Origin of the sequence: Pseudomonas sp. HPB0071 (assembly GCF_000478505.2) — a bacterium.
Taxonomy (GTDB): Bacteria; Pseudomonadota; Gammaproteobacteria; order Pseudomonadales; family Pseudomonadaceae; genus Chryseomonas; species Chryseomonas luteola.
On sequence record NZ_KI517367.1, the window covers coordinates 1,704,146 to 1,719,283 of the forward strand.

The 15,138-nt window shown below is 54.3% G+C and carries 13 protein-coding genes; 8 read left to right on the forward strand and 5 right to left on the reverse strand.

All coding sequences use genetic code 11. The annotated features are described in order from the left end of the window. Positions 1–35 precede the first annotated feature (35 nt). Positions 36–1,259 carry a methyltransferase gene (locus HMPREF1487_RS08140; protein WP_010796153.1) on the forward strand — a complete coding sequence of 408 codons (1,224 nt, stop codon included), beginning with the start codon at positions 36–38 and terminating at the stop codon, positions 1,257–1,259. On the opposite strand, the gene nikE is transcribed toward HMPREF1487_RS08140, so the two are convergent. From nikE to nikA, 5 genes are read right to left on the reverse strand one after another with little or no spacing between them, the layout of a single operon-like run. Then, positions 1,256–2,059, reverse strand: coding sequence for a nickel import ATP-binding protein NikE (nikE, locus tag HMPREF1487_RS08145; RefSeq protein WP_010796154.1), 804 nt, complete (start codon positions 2,057–2,059; stop codon positions 1,256–1,258). The genes HMPREF1487_RS08140 and nikE overlap by 4 nt on opposite strands. Then, positions 2,056–2,829 carry an ATP-binding cassette domain-containing protein gene (locus HMPREF1487_RS08150; RefSeq protein ID WP_010796155.1) on the reverse strand — a complete coding sequence of 258 codons (774 nt, stop codon included), beginning with the start codon at positions 2,827–2,829 and terminating at the stop codon, positions 2,056–2,058. Before HMPREF1487_RS08150 ends, nikE begins: the two co-directional genes overlap by 4 nt. After that, a complete protein-coding gene (gene nikC / locus HMPREF1487_RS08155; RefSeq protein WP_010796156.1) occupies positions 2,829–3,674 on the reverse strand; it encodes a nickel ABC transporter permease subunit NikC in 846 nt (281 codons plus the stop codon). The genes HMPREF1487_RS08150 and nikC overlap by 1 nt, the downstream gene beginning before the upstream one ends. Next, complete coding sequence (nikB, locus tag HMPREF1487_RS08160; RefSeq protein WP_010796157.1) at positions 3,668–4,612, reverse strand: nickel ABC transporter permease subunit NikB; 945 nt, start codon at positions 4,610–4,612, stop codon at positions 3,668–3,670. Before nikB ends, nikC begins: the two co-directional genes overlap by 7 nt. Before the next feature lie 3 nt (positions 4,613–4,615). Beyond that, positions 4,616–6,169, reverse strand: a complete 1,554-nt coding sequence (nikA, locus tag HMPREF1487_RS08165; protein WP_010796158.1) for a nickel ABC transporter substrate-binding protein — start codon at positions 6,167–6,169, stop codon at positions 4,616–4,618. A 97-nt stretch (positions 6,170–6,266) separates the two neighbouring features. On the opposite strand from nikA, the gene nikR reads away from it, so the two are divergent. The 7 genes from nikR (at position 6,267) to HMPREF1487_RS08200 (ending at position 15,050) form a co-directional block, all read left to right on the forward strand. Continuing rightward, positions 6,267–6,701 (forward strand): nickel-responsive transcriptional regulator NikR, encoded by a 435-nt coding sequence (gene nikR / locus HMPREF1487_RS08170; protein WP_010796159.1) that lies wholly within the window; start codon positions 6,267–6,269, stop codon positions 6,699–6,701. 225 nt (positions 6,702–6,926) lie between these two features. Then, positions 6,927–8,414 carry an MDR family MFS transporter gene (locus tag HMPREF1487_RS08175; protein WP_051370176.1) on the forward strand — a complete coding sequence of 496 codons (1,488 nt, stop codon included), beginning with the start codon at positions 6,927–6,929 and terminating at the stop codon, positions 8,412–8,414. Positions 8,415–8,937: 523 nt separating this feature from the next. Next, a complete protein-coding gene (locus tag HMPREF1487_RS08180) occupies positions 8,938–10,356 on the forward strand; it encodes an undecaprenyl-phosphate glucose phosphotransferase (protein WP_010796161.1) in 1,419 nt (472 codons plus the stop codon). A 194-nt stretch (positions 10,357–10,550) separates the two neighbouring features. Beyond that, positions 10,551–10,988, forward strand: coding sequence for a low molecular weight protein-tyrosine-phosphatase (locus tag HMPREF1487_RS08185; protein ID WP_019367274.1), 438 nt, complete (start codon positions 10,551–10,553; stop codon positions 10,986–10,988). Positions 10,989–11,005: 17 nt separating this feature from the next. Continuing rightward, positions 11,006–13,228 carry a polysaccharide biosynthesis tyrosine autokinase gene (locus HMPREF1487_RS08190; RefSeq protein WP_010796163.1) on the forward strand — a complete coding sequence of 741 codons (2,223 nt, stop codon included), beginning with the start codon at positions 11,006–11,008 and terminating at the stop codon, positions 13,226–13,228. A 195-nt stretch (positions 13,229–13,423) separates the two neighbouring features. Then, a complete protein-coding gene (locus tag HMPREF1487_RS08195; RefSeq protein ID WP_010796164.1) occupies positions 13,424–14,299 on the forward strand; it encodes a glycosyltransferase family 2 protein in 876 nt (291 codons plus the stop codon). Continuing rightward, a complete protein-coding gene (locus HMPREF1487_RS08200) occupies positions 14,292–15,050 on the forward strand; it encodes a WecB/TagA/CpsF family glycosyltransferase (RefSeq protein ID WP_010796165.1) in 759 nt (252 codons plus the stop codon). The genes HMPREF1487_RS08195 and HMPREF1487_RS08200 overlap by 8 nt, the downstream gene beginning before the upstream one ends. Positions 15,051–15,138 lie beyond the last annotated feature (88 nt).

The following is a 15,138-nucleotide window of genomic DNA, read 5'->3' on the forward strand; positions in this document are numbered from 1 at the left end:
TATGCTTCGCCGCCCCGTTAGCCTCCGTGATCGGCATGAGTGAGACCTATCCTGCTTCCTTCCTCCAGGGCAGTGCGTTAGAAGCACGCTTCAATGCCTTGGACAGCTTCCTGATACAGCACCAGGCGCTCTGGCGACCCAAGCCGTTCACCCAGCCAACACTGCCTTGGGAGAAGGCCAACCCGGGGCTATCCTCGTGGCTTCGCGCCCGCTCACTTGAAGAGGCGGAGGCTACGCATACACATCCCCATGCACTCAAGGCCCCCTCGCCTTTTCCAGCCTGGGCCGAAGAGGCACGTCAGCTGTGCATGATCGGCGAGTTGCCCAGGCAGTACAGCGAAGCGCCTAACAGGCTGAGCGTGGACGTGCCGGGACGCAAATGGCAGCAGGTGGAGGCCTTCGCTCACCACGCCTTGTTCAACAGCCCTCCCTCGCATTGGCTGGACTGGTGCTCAGGCAAAGGTCATTTAGGACGACGCCTGGGCGTCCATGGCGCTGCGTTCGACTGTCTGGAATACGATCCCTCACTGGTAGAGACAGGGCAACGTATCAGCGAGCGCCTGGGGCTTTCAGCCCATCATTATGAACAGGATGTAATGGCTGATTCTGTTACGGAAAGGCTTAAGGCCTTTCACACGCCTGTAGCGCTGCATGCGTGCGGTGATCTCCATGTGCGGTTGATGCAGGTAGCCAGCCAGACAGGCTGCCCTGCCTTGGCGTTAGCGCCCTGTTGCTATAACCGTATCAGCGGCGATGAGTACCGCCCGCTTTCCGCGAACGCCAGGCAGTCAGCACTTCTCCTGAGCAAGGAGGACCTTGGGCTGCCCCTGTGTGAAACCGTGACCGCCGGTGCCCGGGTTCGCCGCCAGCGTGACCTCTCCATGGCCAGAAGGCTGGCATTCGACCTGCTTCAGCGAGAGATGCGCGGAGCCGATGAATACCTTCCTACTCCTCCACTGGCAACCCACTGGCTGCAACGCACCTTTCGCGACTACTGCCTGGAGCTTGCCACGCTCAAAGGCTTGCCGCCCATCCCTGAGCGCAATTGGGAGGCACTTGAGGCCGCCGGCTGGAAGCGTCTCGCCGCTGTTCGCAATCTTGAACTGGTCCGCGGGCTTTTCCGGCGACCGCTCGAGCTCTGGCTGCTCCTTGATCGGGCGCTCTTTCTGGAGGAACAGGGCTACGAGGTCAGACTAGGCCGCTTTTGCGACCCTAGCCTGACACCCCGCAATCTGATGCTGCTGGCTGAGAAACCTTAGAGAACGGCCGGCGCGCGCCTTACAGGTCGAGCCGGCAGAATGGCTTTCTGTAACGCCACTCCAGCCGGATGCTCAAAACGCAGCCCCGTGGTTACCTTACACTCTTCGGCCAGCCGCCCCTGATCCAGCACAGCCACCCGATGGCACAGCCGCTGTACCAGGCTTAGATCGTGGGTAATCAACAGAAAGGCTGTTCCTTGTGTTTCACGTATTTCGCTGAGCATATCCAGTATCTGCACCTGAAGGACTCGATCCAGATTGGACAGCGCCTCATCCAGTACAATGAGCGAGGGGTTTGATGCCAGCGCCCGCGCAATGCCGACCCGCTGGAGCTGTCCGCCACTGAGCTGGCCGGGGAGCCTGTCAGCCATGGAAGCCGCCAATCCAACCTGCTCCAACAGCTGAGCAACTCGCCGCAAACAGTCCGGCCTGGAAAGACCCATCAAGTGTCGAAGCGGTTCAGACAGACTCCAGCCAATCGAGTGGCGAGGGTTGAATGCGCCTGGTGCATCCTGGAAGACCAACTGGACACGGCGCTGAAACGTACGAAGCGCTTCACCCCGTAGCTCGGATAGCACCTCATTCCGAAAGCTGACGCGCCCGGTTATCGGTCTTTCAAGTCCCAGCAACAGACGCGCCAATGTACTTTTACCACTGCCGCTGTTTCCCAGAAGACCAACGCTTTCCCCTTCGTCAATGTGAAAATCCACACCCTGCAATACGGTCTGCAAGGGCCGCCGTGACCAGAAACCTCCCGAGCGATAGCCGTGCCCGATACCCTCAGCGCTGAGCAGTCTCATTCATAATCCTCCGCCAAGGTGAGCGCCTGATGCGCAGCCAGCAGATCACGCGCGGCAGGGCTACATGGTGCGTCAAACAATTGCTCGACAGACGTAGCCTCCACAAGGCTCCCTTCATCCATCACCAACACATCGTGGGCGCAACGGGCAACAACTCCCATGTCATGCGTTACCAGCAGAATTCCTAGACCTTTCTCTTCAACCAGTCGATCAAGTACATCCAGCACACGTGCCTGCATGAGCAGATCAAGATCCGTTGTTGGTTCATCGGCCAATAGAAAAGGGGTTTCAGCCAGCAGTGCCAACGCAATCATCATGCGCTGTAACATGCCGCCACTCATTTGAAAGGAATAAAGGTCAAGCACCTGAGAGGAAGTATTCAGGCCAACATCCACCAGGCAGGCGTCCAGGCGTGCCTGGGCATCTGCACCATGGATGTTACGCAGCGCCAGCACTTCGTAAGCATGCGCCCGCATCGTCAGTACAGGATTAAAGGCAGAACGGGGATTCTGCATGATCATGGAAACCTGACGCCCCCGCAGATGCTCGCCGCTCGTCCTTTGTCCGTCGCACAGCACGTGTCCTGACACCCTTGTCACGCCTGCGGGAAGTTGATCGAGCATGCCCAGACAGGTCATGGATTTGCCAGAGCCACTGGAACCCACCAAAGCGGTAACACGCCCGGTCCTGACCGTCAGGCTCAGATCCTTGACCAAGACGTGATCACTAACAGCCAGAGTCAGGCCCTGGACTTCCAATACACGACCCATCAATGCCCTCCTGTGCGCAGCGAAGGATCCAGGCGATCCCGCAACGCATCCCCAAGCAGGTTGAAGGCCATTACGGTCAGAAAAATCATGAGGCCCGGCCAGAGTAAGAGTTGAGGATGCGTCCAGAGAAACTCTTTGGCGTCGTTTATCATCACGCCCCACTCCGGCGTAGGCGGGCTGACACCCAGACCGAGAAAGGACAAACCTGATACGTGCAGCATCATGTGGCCAATATCCAGCGAGGCCAGGACCATCAGTTGACCCAGCACACTCGGCAGAATGTGGCTGACAAAGCTCTGCAGACGTGACGCACCCGCCAGACGGGATGCCAGCAGATAGTCTCGCCCACGCAGCGAGATCACCAGGCTGCGAACCATTCGGGCATACCAGGCCCAATGCGAAAGAGCGATGGCCAGGATGACATTCGAAAGCCCTGTTCCCAGCACACCAATAAAGAAGAGCGCCAGAACAAAGGTGGGTACGGTCATGAACAACTCGCCGACTCGCATCAGCACCGTGTCCAGTCGACCACCGATAAACCCGGCCACACCGCCTACGACAATGCCAAGCGTGAGGATCAGGCATAGCGTAAGCACAACCGTACCCAGCGACAAACGTGCCCCAGTAATGAGGCGCGACAGGACGTCACGACCCAGATGGTCGGTTCCCAGCCAATGTGCTTCGCTCATCCCCTGTAACCGCTGGCTCACATCGACGGCAGTCGGATCGTAGGGAGCCAACCAGGGCCCCAGCAGCGTCAAGGCGAGCAGAAGGATGACCAATACACCACCCAGCCAAGCCCCCCATGAGCGCGTCCGGGGCGCGTTCATCGTCTGTACTAGCATGCCTGTGCTCCTTCCAATCGCGTGCGAGGGTCGAGCCAGGCGTACAGTACATCCACAACCAGATTGCAGAGGACAAACAGCCCGGTCATCAACAGCGTAAAGCACTGCAATACAGGGAAGTCCCGGTTGTAAACGGCACTGACTGCAAAGCGGCCCAGCCCGGGCCAGGCGAAAATCGTTTCGATGACCAGCGTGCCGCCAATCAATTCACCGACATGCATCCCGATGGCTGTCACGACGGGTAGCCAGGCGTTGCGCAGGATATGTCTGCGCCATACCTGCCCTTCCGGCAGCCCACGCAGGCGTGCGTACAACACATGTCGCTGCCCGCTGGCTTCCAATAGGCTGGCACGAAGAAGTCGCGCGTTGATCGATAACGACATCAGCGCCACTGCCAGTACCGGCATGACCAGATGCGCTATTCCCCCCCGCCCCATGGGAGGCAGCCATCCCAGGGTCACGGAAAACAGGGCAACCATCAGGAACGCTAACCAGAAACTGGGCATCGAGACGCCAAAAAAGGCGATAAACCGTACAAGCTGATCCGGCCAGCCACCCGGTCTGCGGGCCGCCCAGATGCCCAGCGGCAAGCTGACCAGCAAAGTGACCGCCAGCGCAGCGCCTCCTAGCTGAAGGGTGGCGGGCAGGTAATAGAGAAGATCACTCAGGACGGGCCGTCCCGTCACGAATGATGTTCCGAAATCCAGATGCAGCGCGCGCCAGAGCCACATCAAGTACTGCTCAACCAAAGGACGATCGAGCCCCAGCGTATGCCGCGCCTCCGCCAGGGCCGCGTCCGTAGGCGGAATCTGGGAGAGACGCAGGTAATCCAGAGCAGGATCACCCCGCCCCATATGCAGCAGCACGAATACCAGTAGCGAAACAGCAAGCAGGATGGGTATCAGCAGGGCCAGCCGATAGGCGATATAACGCAGCATAAGTTACTCTCCGCCCGGCTTCATGACCTCGAAAGGCACGTCGAAAAGAGTCGCGCCGAACTGCACGTTTTCGACTGAATCGCGGCTTACGCTGGTAGCGGTCAGGTATGAAATCGGCACGTAAACCGCTTGCTCATGCAAAGTAGTTAACACGTCCTTGTAGAGCGCCTGCCGTTTGCCCTCCTCTACCGACGCCAATATTTCACCGATCTCTTGGTCAATGGCGGCCTTCATTGGCAGGCCTTGCTGTGCCTGATAATCCGCATGCCCGGCATAACGCATGGAGCTGACGAAAGAGTGCGGATCGTAGGGTGCGCCCCATGTCTCTGCGAAGATCATTCCAAAGCGACCATCACGTTGGCGCTCTACCAAAGCCCCCTCGTCCTCTCCCTTGAGAACCACATCGAAACCCAGACTACCCAGGTTGGCCTGAACAACCTCAGCCACACTCTTCTGCAATGCATTTGCCCCATAGAAGCACAGCTCCAGGCGTAACGGCTGCCCATTCTTGTAGCGAATCTTCTCGCCTGGACTCAGTATCCAGCCAGCCTGTTCCAGCGCCTCGCTAGCCTTCTCAGGAGAATAGCCATACGGCTTCAGGCCAACATCGGTATACGGCAGGTTGGTTGAGAAAAGCGTATCGGCCCGTGGTTCCAGGCCATACAGGACGTGCTTGACGATCGCATCCTTGTCGACGGCCCAATTGATGGCCTGTCGCACCGCCAGCTCATTGGTAGGCGCAAGGTTGGTATTGAGTGCAATGACCCGGGTCGCCAGAGGCGCTGAGATAGCCGTATGGTAGCCCACCTGTTTCAAGCGAACGAAAGTGTCGGCGGAAACCTCACCCTCGGAACCCTGGATCAGGTCAAGCTGCCCCGTTTCGAGCGCAATCGCCCGCCCACTCGGGTCAGGAATGACCTTGACCAGCACCTCGTCATAGGCAGGCTTTGGGCCCCAGTAATAAGGGTTACGGGCAAAGCGATCAAACTCGCCTCGACGACTTTCAACCAGTTGCCAGGGGCCTGTTCCTATAGGCTGTCCAGGTTGAGCATTGGGCACTGCAAACCGCAGGGGGCGCACCTGTGCCAACTCAAGCAGGGTAGGATAATAAGGATGCTTTAAAACCAGACGCAGCGTATGGGCATCTGGCGCTTCGGCATGATCGATGGTTTCAACCAGCTCCATCCAGGCATGCCGTTTGCGATTTGCCAGAACGGCTTCGATGTTGGCTTTTGCCGCTGCCGCATCAAACGCGCTGCCGTCACTGAAGCGCACGCCATCGCGCAGGGTAAACGTATAGGTCCGTCCATCCGGGGATATATCCCACCGGGTCGCCAGCCAGGGCTCGACACTGCCATCGGCCTTATAGCGTACCAGTGGCTCATAGACCATCGCCTGGGCATACATCTGGTTCGGTGAATAACCGCGAGGATCAAGCGGCCCGGCATTCGTCGGCCAGGAGTAGGTAAGCCCCTCAGCTTGCGCCATAACAGGCAGAACCAATCCCGCTGCCAATAGAAGCACCCCGAGCTTTCTCTTGAAGCCAAGCTGATTCACACTCCCACTCCCGTTATGCGTAGACAAGCGCGGGAGAATAGTCAGGGAAGAGTATGATGTCTACGAGAAAACTTCATACTGAAGGTGATTGGTTTTTATGCAACGAGTAACGATTACACTGGATGACGACCTGTTGGCCGCTGTTGACGATCGTGTGGCGAGCCACGGTTATCAAGGACGCTCCGAGGCCATCCGGGACCTGCTGAGAGAAGGCATGCGCGAGCCCGTCGCGCAGGATCTGCCAGCCGACTCCACCTGTATCGCCACCTTGAGTTATGTCTATGACCATAATGCTCGTGAACTCTCGAAGCGGCTGACCCGTACGTTTCATGCCCACCACGACCTTACGCTGGCTACTTTGCATGTCCATCTGGATCATGGAAGCTGCATGGAGGTCTCAGTGTTGAAGGGAACTACCGCGGAGGTCCGAGAGCTGGCCCAGCATGTCACTGCAGAGCGTGGGGTACGCCATGGCAGAGCGTTCATCGTACCGATGCCCCCTGCCACTCATACCCATGAGCATGACCTCTAAAACCTGTGGATAACTCTGTGCGCAGTTTCTGTATAGCCTGTAGGAAAAGCCCTGATACCAAGGCTCTTGGTAATTTTCAATAGGTGAATAAGAAAATTTCAGCCTTAGAAAAAAGCACTATAAAAAGGAGGCAGACCTGTCCTTATTAGGCCTTATCCATACATTGCTACTGATACTACGAAGCGATCATGGAAACAGACCGGTATCGTTCCTATCTTATCGAGAATGCAGTTGAACTCAGACGCGGCACGTTCACATCGCATAAAGGCCATTATGCCGGCACCCATGCTGGCTATTTTGCTGGCCGCTCTGGATCAAACGATCGTGGCGGTTTCGCTGCCGGCCATCTCTGCACAGCTCAATGACACCGGACTTCTAGCCTGGGTAATATCGGGCTACATGGTTGCCATGACCGTCTCGATGCCGCTCTACGGAAAGTTTGGCGACCTCTATGGCCGACAAAAGATGATGTCGGCAGCTTTCAGCCTCTTTACGGTAGCGTCACTCGCTTGTGCGCTTGCCCAAGACATGCCCCAACTGATCCTGGCCAGAATCTTACAGGGCTTGGGTGCAGGAGGGCTGATTGCCGTAAGCCAAGCGGTCATTGGCGACGTCGTACCGCCACGCGAGCGAGGCCGTTATCAAGGCTATATCAGCAGCATGTATGCGCTGGCCAGTATCGCAGGCCCCGTATTGGGCGGCTTGATGACCGAGTATTTATCCTGGCGCTGGGTTTTCTGGATCAATTTGCCCGTTGGCATTGCCGGGCTCTTCATTTGTTACCGCGTTCTAGCCAGCCTTCCCGTGCCCGGCCGCAAGGCCATCATTGACTACCCGGGCATTCTGCTACTGGCTACCGGCCTTACTGCGCTTTTAATGGCTACAACATTGATCGGCAAAGGAGCGCCCTTAAGCAGCGGCTATCTTCTCTGGCTTGCCGCTGCGGCAATAACAGCTTTGACATTATTCGCATACCATGAGCAGCGCGCCAGAGAACCACTTCTGCCCTTACGCCTACTCCGGAACAGAACGGCCGGGCTCTGCTGTATGCTCAACTTCCTTACCAACTTCCAGGCCATAGGGCTAACGCTGCTGATCCCCTTATGGTTTCAAGCTGGCGCCAGCCATGACATGAGCAAAGCGGCACTGCATCTGATTCCGTTTGCAGCGGGCATTCCCTTGGGTGCCTTTACCTGTGGGCGGCTGACCGCCGTGCTGGGACGTTACAAACCTCAGATCCTGGTGGGTACGCTAATCATGCCATGCGCTCTGGTAATGCTTGCCTTTATTGATCCGCGCAGCGGGTTACTGGCCGGCGGCAGTCTGTTTCTGGCAGGACTTGCAACGGGCATGCAGTTTCCCACTGCACTGGTTGCCGCCCAGAATGCTGTTCCACAGGCTGATATCGGGGTTATGTCCAGTACGATTTCGCTGTTCCGTTCATTGGGAGGTGCGGTAGGCGCCGCTGGCTTGTCCGCACTACTCTTGCTATGGCTACCCCCTATGCAGGGTCATGCGGACTCCGTTGAAAACGTGCTGCAGACATACCTGGTTGGGTCAGCCGGTACGATCGATCCATTACGCCAAACGCTTCTTGCAACCTTTCATAAACTGTTTCTGGTATCGGCTGGGCTTTCCCTGCTTGCACTTGCCTGCGCGTTGTCTGTACCCGAGCGTCCCTTGCGCGGCCCGACCGACCAGGCAGATCGATGATCCAAGCGATACGCGGAGCGGTATATCGAGCACGCTCCATCTGAAGCACTTGAAGGAATCCAATGATCTTTCAAGCCGCAAAGACAACAACTGTCACTCAAGGTCTAACGAACAGGTTTCAAAAAGAATTTTCTAGAATTTGTAACAGATTCACAGCGACCTTTTATCCCTATGAGCACCGCTTATCGGTGTTGGAATACCTATAAAACTTGAACATCCGCCCACTTTTAACCATTAAAAGGTGATCCAATTCACCTTTTAAAACGACTATAACCACGCCTTCACCTTTTGCTCCTTGAATGAGTCGGTAACCACTTATCGAGGGTTTCAAAGTCAAGGAACCTTTGAATCTTCGGGCGGTCCTACCGACGGCTATAGTCACCGTTGAAGCATTCCCTGAGTCAGCGCGATGGAATCCTAAACACGTTCGGTTGTTATCGACTACGAATGTTCATCGATCGTTGTCCATGACTATTCGGTCCTGTTGAAGTTCGTGCATACGTTTATGCACAAGGATGGAACTATGAATTTTAAAGAACGTGGTATTTTACATTCGAATTCATCAGCGATCTCACTATCACATCGCTTGTTAGATTTAATGGTAATTTCAGGAACAGCTTATCTGGCTGGCTCCGTGATTCCTGGCGTCCCCATGAAACCTGAGCACTGGGTAATAGTATTCCTTGCTCTTTTGATATTTCATTTCCTGACAGAAATGAATCAAATGTATCTTTCATGGCGTGGCGAAAGAATATCCAATGAACTAATAAAAATATCAACTTATTGGGTATTAACATTCTCAACTGTTTTCATGGTTGATTATTTCTTCTTTAATGAATCCTTTTTAATCAGCAGTACCATGAAGGCATGGCTGGCTCTTTCATTGATTGGCCTGTGCGGATATCGGGTGCTGCTGCGCTCTGTTATGCACTCGCTGCGAAAAGCCGGTTTCAATACGCGCCGAGTAGCCATCGTAGGTGCCGACAAGATCGGTCAGCGTCTTGCCCATACAATCGACAGAGCGCCATGGATGGGCCTGCAACTGCTCGGTTTCTATGTCGAGAATCCGCTAGACCATCCCGAGCTCAACCGTAGCGAGCCCGGTTTTTCGATTCGCGGCAACCTGGAACAGCTGGTAGACGATGCGCGCGCCGGTTATATCGACAAGGTCTACATCACCCTGAGCATGGCGCACCAGGAGCACATCAACTGGCTGGTGCAAGAACTCAGCGATACGACCGCTTCGGTCTACATCATTCCTGACGTCTTCATGTTCCACCTGCTCCATGCCCGCAGCGAAAGCATCGATGGTTTGCCCAGCATCAGTATCTTCGATACGCCAATGGATGGTGCCAGCCTGATCGTCAAGCGTATCGAGGACATCGTTCTGTCCCTGATCATTCTGTCGATCATTTCCATTCCCATGCTGGTTATCGCCATTGGCATCAAGCTGTCCTCTCCTGGCCCGGTATTTTTCCGCCAGAAGCGTTATGGCATGGACGGCAAGCCGATCGAAGTCTGGAAATTCCGTAGCATGAAGGTCATGGAGAATGGCGAAAAAGTGACGCAGGCGACCAAGAACGATAGCCGCATCACACCCTTTGGCTCGTTCCTACGACGCACGTCACTCGATGAGCTTCCCCAGTTCATTAACGTACTGCGTGGTGAGATGTCGATCGTAGGTCCACGACCCCATGCGGTTGCTCACAACGAACAGTACCGCAAGCTGGTTCAAGGCTACATGCTGCGCCACAAGGTCAAGCCCGGTATTACAGGGTGGGCCCAGGTCAACGGCTGGCGTGGTGAGACGGATACCCTGGACAAGATGCAGAAGCGCATCGAGTTCGACCTGGACTACATCCACCACTGGTCCTTCTGGTGGGACGTCAAGATCATCTTCCTGACCCTCTTCAAGGGTTTCATCAACAAGAACGCTTACTGAGAACTGCTGCCGGACCTGACGACCGAAAAGTGATTCAGGCCGGCAACAGCTGAACTTTCTAAGGTAGAGATGTCAGAGCTTGCCTGATCGAATCCCAGTAGGAGTTCAGATGCGGAAGACATGTCAGGGTGAGCTCCAGATACGATTGGTAAATGCCATCAAGAGCATCTGATTTCCCGTCTGGAAGAGTTTTCATGATTAAGTCAGTTTTAGTGGTTTGCGTTGGAAATATTTGCAGAAGTCCAATGGCCGAAACGCTTCTAAGGGAAGGCCTGAAAGGGCGGAATATAGAAGTCAGTTCAGCGGGTATTGGTGCATTGGTAGGCCGCCCTATGGATAGTACGGCTCAAGAAGTACTAAGAGAAAACGGACTTGAGCTATCGACACATAAAGCTCGCCAGGTTGATGCAGAAATGCTTCGGAAGGCAGACCTTATTTTGACGATGGAAGAATTTCATTCTCGTTCTGTTGAAAGTATGGCGCCAGAAATCAAAGGGAGAGTTTTTCTGATTGGTAAATGGGTAAATAACCGTGAGGTACCCGATCCATACCGCCTCTCAAAAGAAATGTTCAAAGAAGTACATATACTTTTAGCAAAATGCGTAGATAGCTGGCTTCCATACATTAGATAAGGGGAAGAAGGAATTTCATGACCACGATGCCTCGTTTTACGGCCACTGAAGTTAAGAACGATACCGATATTAATTTCTCAGCACTGTTTGGAATCCTCGTTGATTACAAATGGCAGCTTCTTTCTATTATCGGTATCTTCACTTTCCTCGGTATTGCTTATGCCATGCTGGCTACGCCCATGTATGCATCCAATGCAATGCTGCAGATCGAAGAAAAGAAAGGTGTAACACGCCTGACTGATCAAACATCCGGCATGCCACCGCCACTTCCGGAGGCAGTGACTGAGATCGAGTTGCTCAAATCCCGTCTGGTGATTGGCAACGCGGTCAAGAATCTGCACCTGGATGTTGTCGTAACGCCCAAGTACTTCCCTATTTTTGGTGGCTATGTCGCTCGTCATTTCAAAGCTGAAAGCGAAGACGAAGTTGCCTCCCCTGTTCTGGGCCTGAACAGCTTTGCCTGGGGCGGTGAGGATGTAGAAGTCGCTGAGCTGCGCGTCCCCGACAGCGCCCAGGACAAGCCTATGACACTGAAAGTCGAAGAAAACCAGAGCTTCACGGTTTTCGATGCCGACAATCAGATCCTGCTGCACGGCACTGTCAACCAGCCTGTCGAGCAGGATGGCTACTTCATCCAGGTCAGCAAGCTGCAAGCACGTCCCGGTACTGAATTCACAGTCATGAAGAAGCGACTGTCCAGAACGATTCAGGAATACCAGGGCCGCATCAGCGCAGGCGAGCGTGGCAAGCAGTCAGGCATTCTGTCTGTTGCCCTGCAGGACTCCGATCCTCTGCGTGCTCAGCGCATTGTTCAAGAAGTGATCGATCTGTACGTTGCTCAGAACATTGACCGCAACGCAGCAGAATCGACTCAGAGCCTTGAGTTCCTGCGTAGCCAGATTCCTTCTGTCAAGAAAGAACTGGAAGACGCGCAGCGTGCGCTGAACGAATATCAGACCAACCGCCGCTCTGTTGATATCGACAGCGAGACCAAGGGTGTTCTGGATCAGATCGTTTCGCTGGATGGCCAGATTTCCGAGCTGAACCTCAAGCGTGTTGAGATGAGCCGCAAGTTCACCACTCAGCACCCGGCATTCCAGGCCGTACTCGGCCAGCTGCGCCAGCTTGAAGTTGAAAAGGACAAGCTTGAGAAGCGCGTAGGCAATCTGCCTTCTACTCAGCAAGAGCTGCTCCGCCTCAAGCGTGACGTTGACGTGACCAGCCAGACCTACACCCTGATGATGAACAAGGTGCAGGAGCTTGATGTTATCCGTGCTGGTACTGTCGGCAGCGTGCGTATCATCGATAATGCAAACGCGAACATTGATGATCCTGCAAGCCCCAACAAGCCGCTGATCGTAGTTGCTGCACTGGTTCTGGGCTGCCTGCTGGGCCTGGCCGTTATCTATACCCGCCATACCCTCAAGCGCGGTATTGAAACACCTGAAGCCATCGAGCAGTTGGGTCTGCCGGTTTATGCTTCGATTCCATACAGCCGCAACCAGTCCGAATCCGAAAAGCTCTTTGGCCGCGGCTCCCGCAAGATTGGAGAATCGGCGCTGCTGTCCATCGCTCATCCTACGGACCTGAGTACCGAGGCGCTGCGTAGCCTGCGGACCAGCCTGCACTTTGCGATGATCGAGGCTAAGAACAACATTCTGATGATCTCCGGCCCAAGCCCGGATGTCGGTAAGTCCTTCGTTTCATCCAACCTGGCAGCCGTTATTGCCGAGTCGGGTCAGCGCGTTCTGCTGATCGACGGGGACATGCGCAAGGGCTACATGCACAAGATCTTCAATGTGAAGCAGAAAGACGGTCTATCCGATCTGCTGAGCAATCGCATTGCAATCAACGATGCCATCAAGAAGACCGAAGTCGACATGCTTGATTTCATGTCTTGTGGCCAGTTCCCGCCGAACCCTTCCGAACTGTTGATGAGCCATCGCTTTACCACTGTTCTGAAGCAACTCGGCGACCTGTATGACATCGTGATCATCGATACTCCGCCGATCCTGGCCGTAACCGAAGCCGCCATCATTGGCGCCCATGTAGGTACCAGCCTGATCGTCGCCCGCTTCGGCATGAACAGTGCCAAGGAGCTGGAGGCTACCAAGCGTCGCTTTGATCTCAATGGTGTACCGCTCAAGGGTGTGATCCTGAACGCTGTAGAGCGCAAGGCTTCCAACTATTCCTCTTACGGTAACTATCAGTACGCCTATGAGAGACCAAGCAAGAGCTGAAGCCTGTTATAGGCAGCAGCGCTTGCAAACATGGAATGGGACTAAAAAGCACCATGCATAGCATGAGAAAGCTTCAATTGAACGATGAAGCATAAAAGTCCACAGGTAGGAGCTCTTTTGAGCTCCTACGTTATTTCAAGGCTTTTGACCGTTTCAGATCAGTAAATTGATTTTCTAGGCTAAAGGGATATCGAAATGAACGTTGCAATGGTGCTGAACTACAAGGCTCCGCAAGAAAGCATTTCCTGCGCTGAAAGTATTCTTAATTTTTGTAAGACAATCGATCATGTCGTCCTGATAGATAACGACTCCAAGGACGGCTCTTACGAAACGATGAAACAATGGAAAGAAACCCATAACGTAGACCGGGTTTCCGTTATCGCCAGCCCTGTTAACAGCGGCTATGCCGGTGGTAACAACTTTGGAATGAAATGGGCACGCGAACAGTTCAAGGTTGAGAACTTCTGGATTCTCAACAACGACGCCTATGTTAAAGACGATGCCTTCAAGCCGTTACTGGATAAGATCACGGCTGACAAGAACACCATTGCCGGCTCGGTCATTCTGAGTTCTCAAACAGGAAAGATCGAATGCTATGGTGGCGGGATCATGTATCCCCTGCTAGGCAAATCCAAGCTTCTCGGCAAAGGGCTTTCCATTGATGAGATCGGCCAGCTCAACCGTGAGCCGGACTACATCATGGGCTGCAGCCTGGCCTTCAACGCCGAGATACTGGATAAGGTTGGCTACATGGACGAATCCTACTTCATGTACTCCGAAGAAGTGGATTGGCAGCACCAAGCGAAAAAGCACGGTATTGCACTGTATGTCGCACCGGATAGCCAGCTCTATCACTATGGCTCAATGAGCTCAGGCGGAAAGTCCGAGTTTTACTACTACTTCCGTAACCGTGCAGCCACTCGCTTCAATAAGAAGTTCTATGGCTCACCGTATGCACTCATGTCTGCGGTTTTCCTGTCCGGCATAACCGTATTGAAGGAATACAAAAGTCCAAAGCTGGCCTGGTCTGGTATCAAGGGCGCGTTCAAAGGGGCAACAATGCATGTCTAATGGAGTAGTAAGCCAGGCATTCGGTATCGACTTTTTCCTGGGCACCAAGGATGAGCTACTGAAGCATATTTCAGCCAGCCTGAAAAAACCCTACACCTATATCGTTACGCCAAACATTGATCACGTTGTCCAGTTCCAGGAAAACGAGAATCTGCAAAAGGCGTATCGCACCGCTGACAAGCGTGTCTGCGATAGCCGTATCCTGTCGCCCTTGCTCAAATCCCTGGGCGTTGAGATCAAGGAAGTGATCACAGGCAGCGACCTTACGGTCTCGCTTCTGAAGAAAGCTGACCAGGAAGACTTGTCCATTACGCTGATTGGCTCCGAAGAAAAGGACGTGGTAAAGCTCAAGGCTTTGTATCCACGTATCCGGTTGAATCACTACAACCCTCCGATGGGCTTTATCAACAAGCCTGACGAAGTGCAGAAGTGCCTCGACTTCATCTATGCCAACCCTTCGGACCTCATTTTCTACGCGGTTGGTGCGCCACGGCAGGAAATGCTGGCCAGCATGGTCGATGCTACCAAGCGTACAGGCGTTGGCCTTTGCATCGGGGCCTCGATTCTGTTTGCTACCGGCAGCCTGAAGCGAGCGCCGGTCTGGATGCAGAAAGCCCGTATCGAGTGGCTGCATAGAATGCTATCGGAGCCCCAGCGTCTGGTGCGTCGCTATGTTCATGACGCCACCCATATTCTTCCTATCTATCTCAAAGAAAGATCAGGAAGACGAAGCAGTGAAGAAGTAAATTAATCGATTGCGACTGCATTTTTTGGCCAGTCTGAGGACAGGGAAGACAGCCATGCTGGATGGAATGCAACGTTACGCTGGATGGGAAGCG

What these genes read in the sequence shown, in the direction of transcription:
- HMPREF1487_RS08140 (WP_010796153.1), top strand. Translation starts at nt 36, where the DNA reads ATGAGTGAGACCTATCCTGCTTCCTTCCTCCAGGGCAGTGCGTTAGAA.
- nikE (WP_010796154.1), bottom strand. Translation starts at nt 2,059, where the DNA reads ATGAGACTGCTCAGCGCTGAGGGTATCGGGCACGGCTATCGCTCGGGA.
- HMPREF1487_RS08150 (WP_010796155.1), bottom strand. Translation starts at nt 2,829, where the DNA reads ATGGGTCGTGTATTGGAAGTCCAGGGCCTGACTCTGGCTGTTAGTGAT.
- nikC (WP_010796156.1), bottom strand. Translation starts at nt 3,674, where the DNA reads ATGCTAGTACAGACGATGAACGCGCCCCGGACGCGCTCATGGGGGGCT.
- nikB (WP_010796157.1), bottom strand. Translation starts at nt 4,612, where the DNA reads ATGCTGCGTTATATCGCCTATCGGCTGGCCCTGCTGATACCCATCCTG.
- nikR (WP_010796159.1), top strand. Translation starts at nt 6,267, where the DNA reads ATGCAACGAGTAACGATTACACTGGATGACGACCTGTTGGCCGCTGTT.
- HMPREF1487_RS08175 (WP_051370176.1), top strand. Translation starts at nt 6,927, where the DNA reads ATGCAGTTGAACTCAGACGCGGCACGTTCACATCGCATAAAGGCCATT.
- HMPREF1487_RS08180 (WP_010796161.1), top strand. Translation starts at nt 8,938, where the DNA reads ATGAATTTTAAAGAACGTGGTATTTTACATTCGAATTCATCAGCGATC.
- HMPREF1487_RS08185 (WP_019367274.1), top strand. Translation starts at nt 10,551, where the DNA reads ATGATTAAGTCAGTTTTAGTGGTTTGCGTTGGAAATATTTGCAGAAGT.
- HMPREF1487_RS08190 (WP_010796163.1), top strand. Translation starts at nt 11,006, where the DNA reads ATGACCACGATGCCTCGTTTTACGGCCACTGAAGTTAAGAACGATACC.
- HMPREF1487_RS08195 (WP_010796164.1), top strand. Translation starts at nt 13,424, where the DNA reads ATGAACGTTGCAATGGTGCTGAACTACAAGGCTCCGCAAGAAAGCATT.
- HMPREF1487_RS08200 (WP_010796165.1), top strand. Translation starts at nt 14,292, where the DNA reads ATGTCTAATGGAGTAGTAAGCCAGGCATTCGGTATCGACTTTTTCCTG.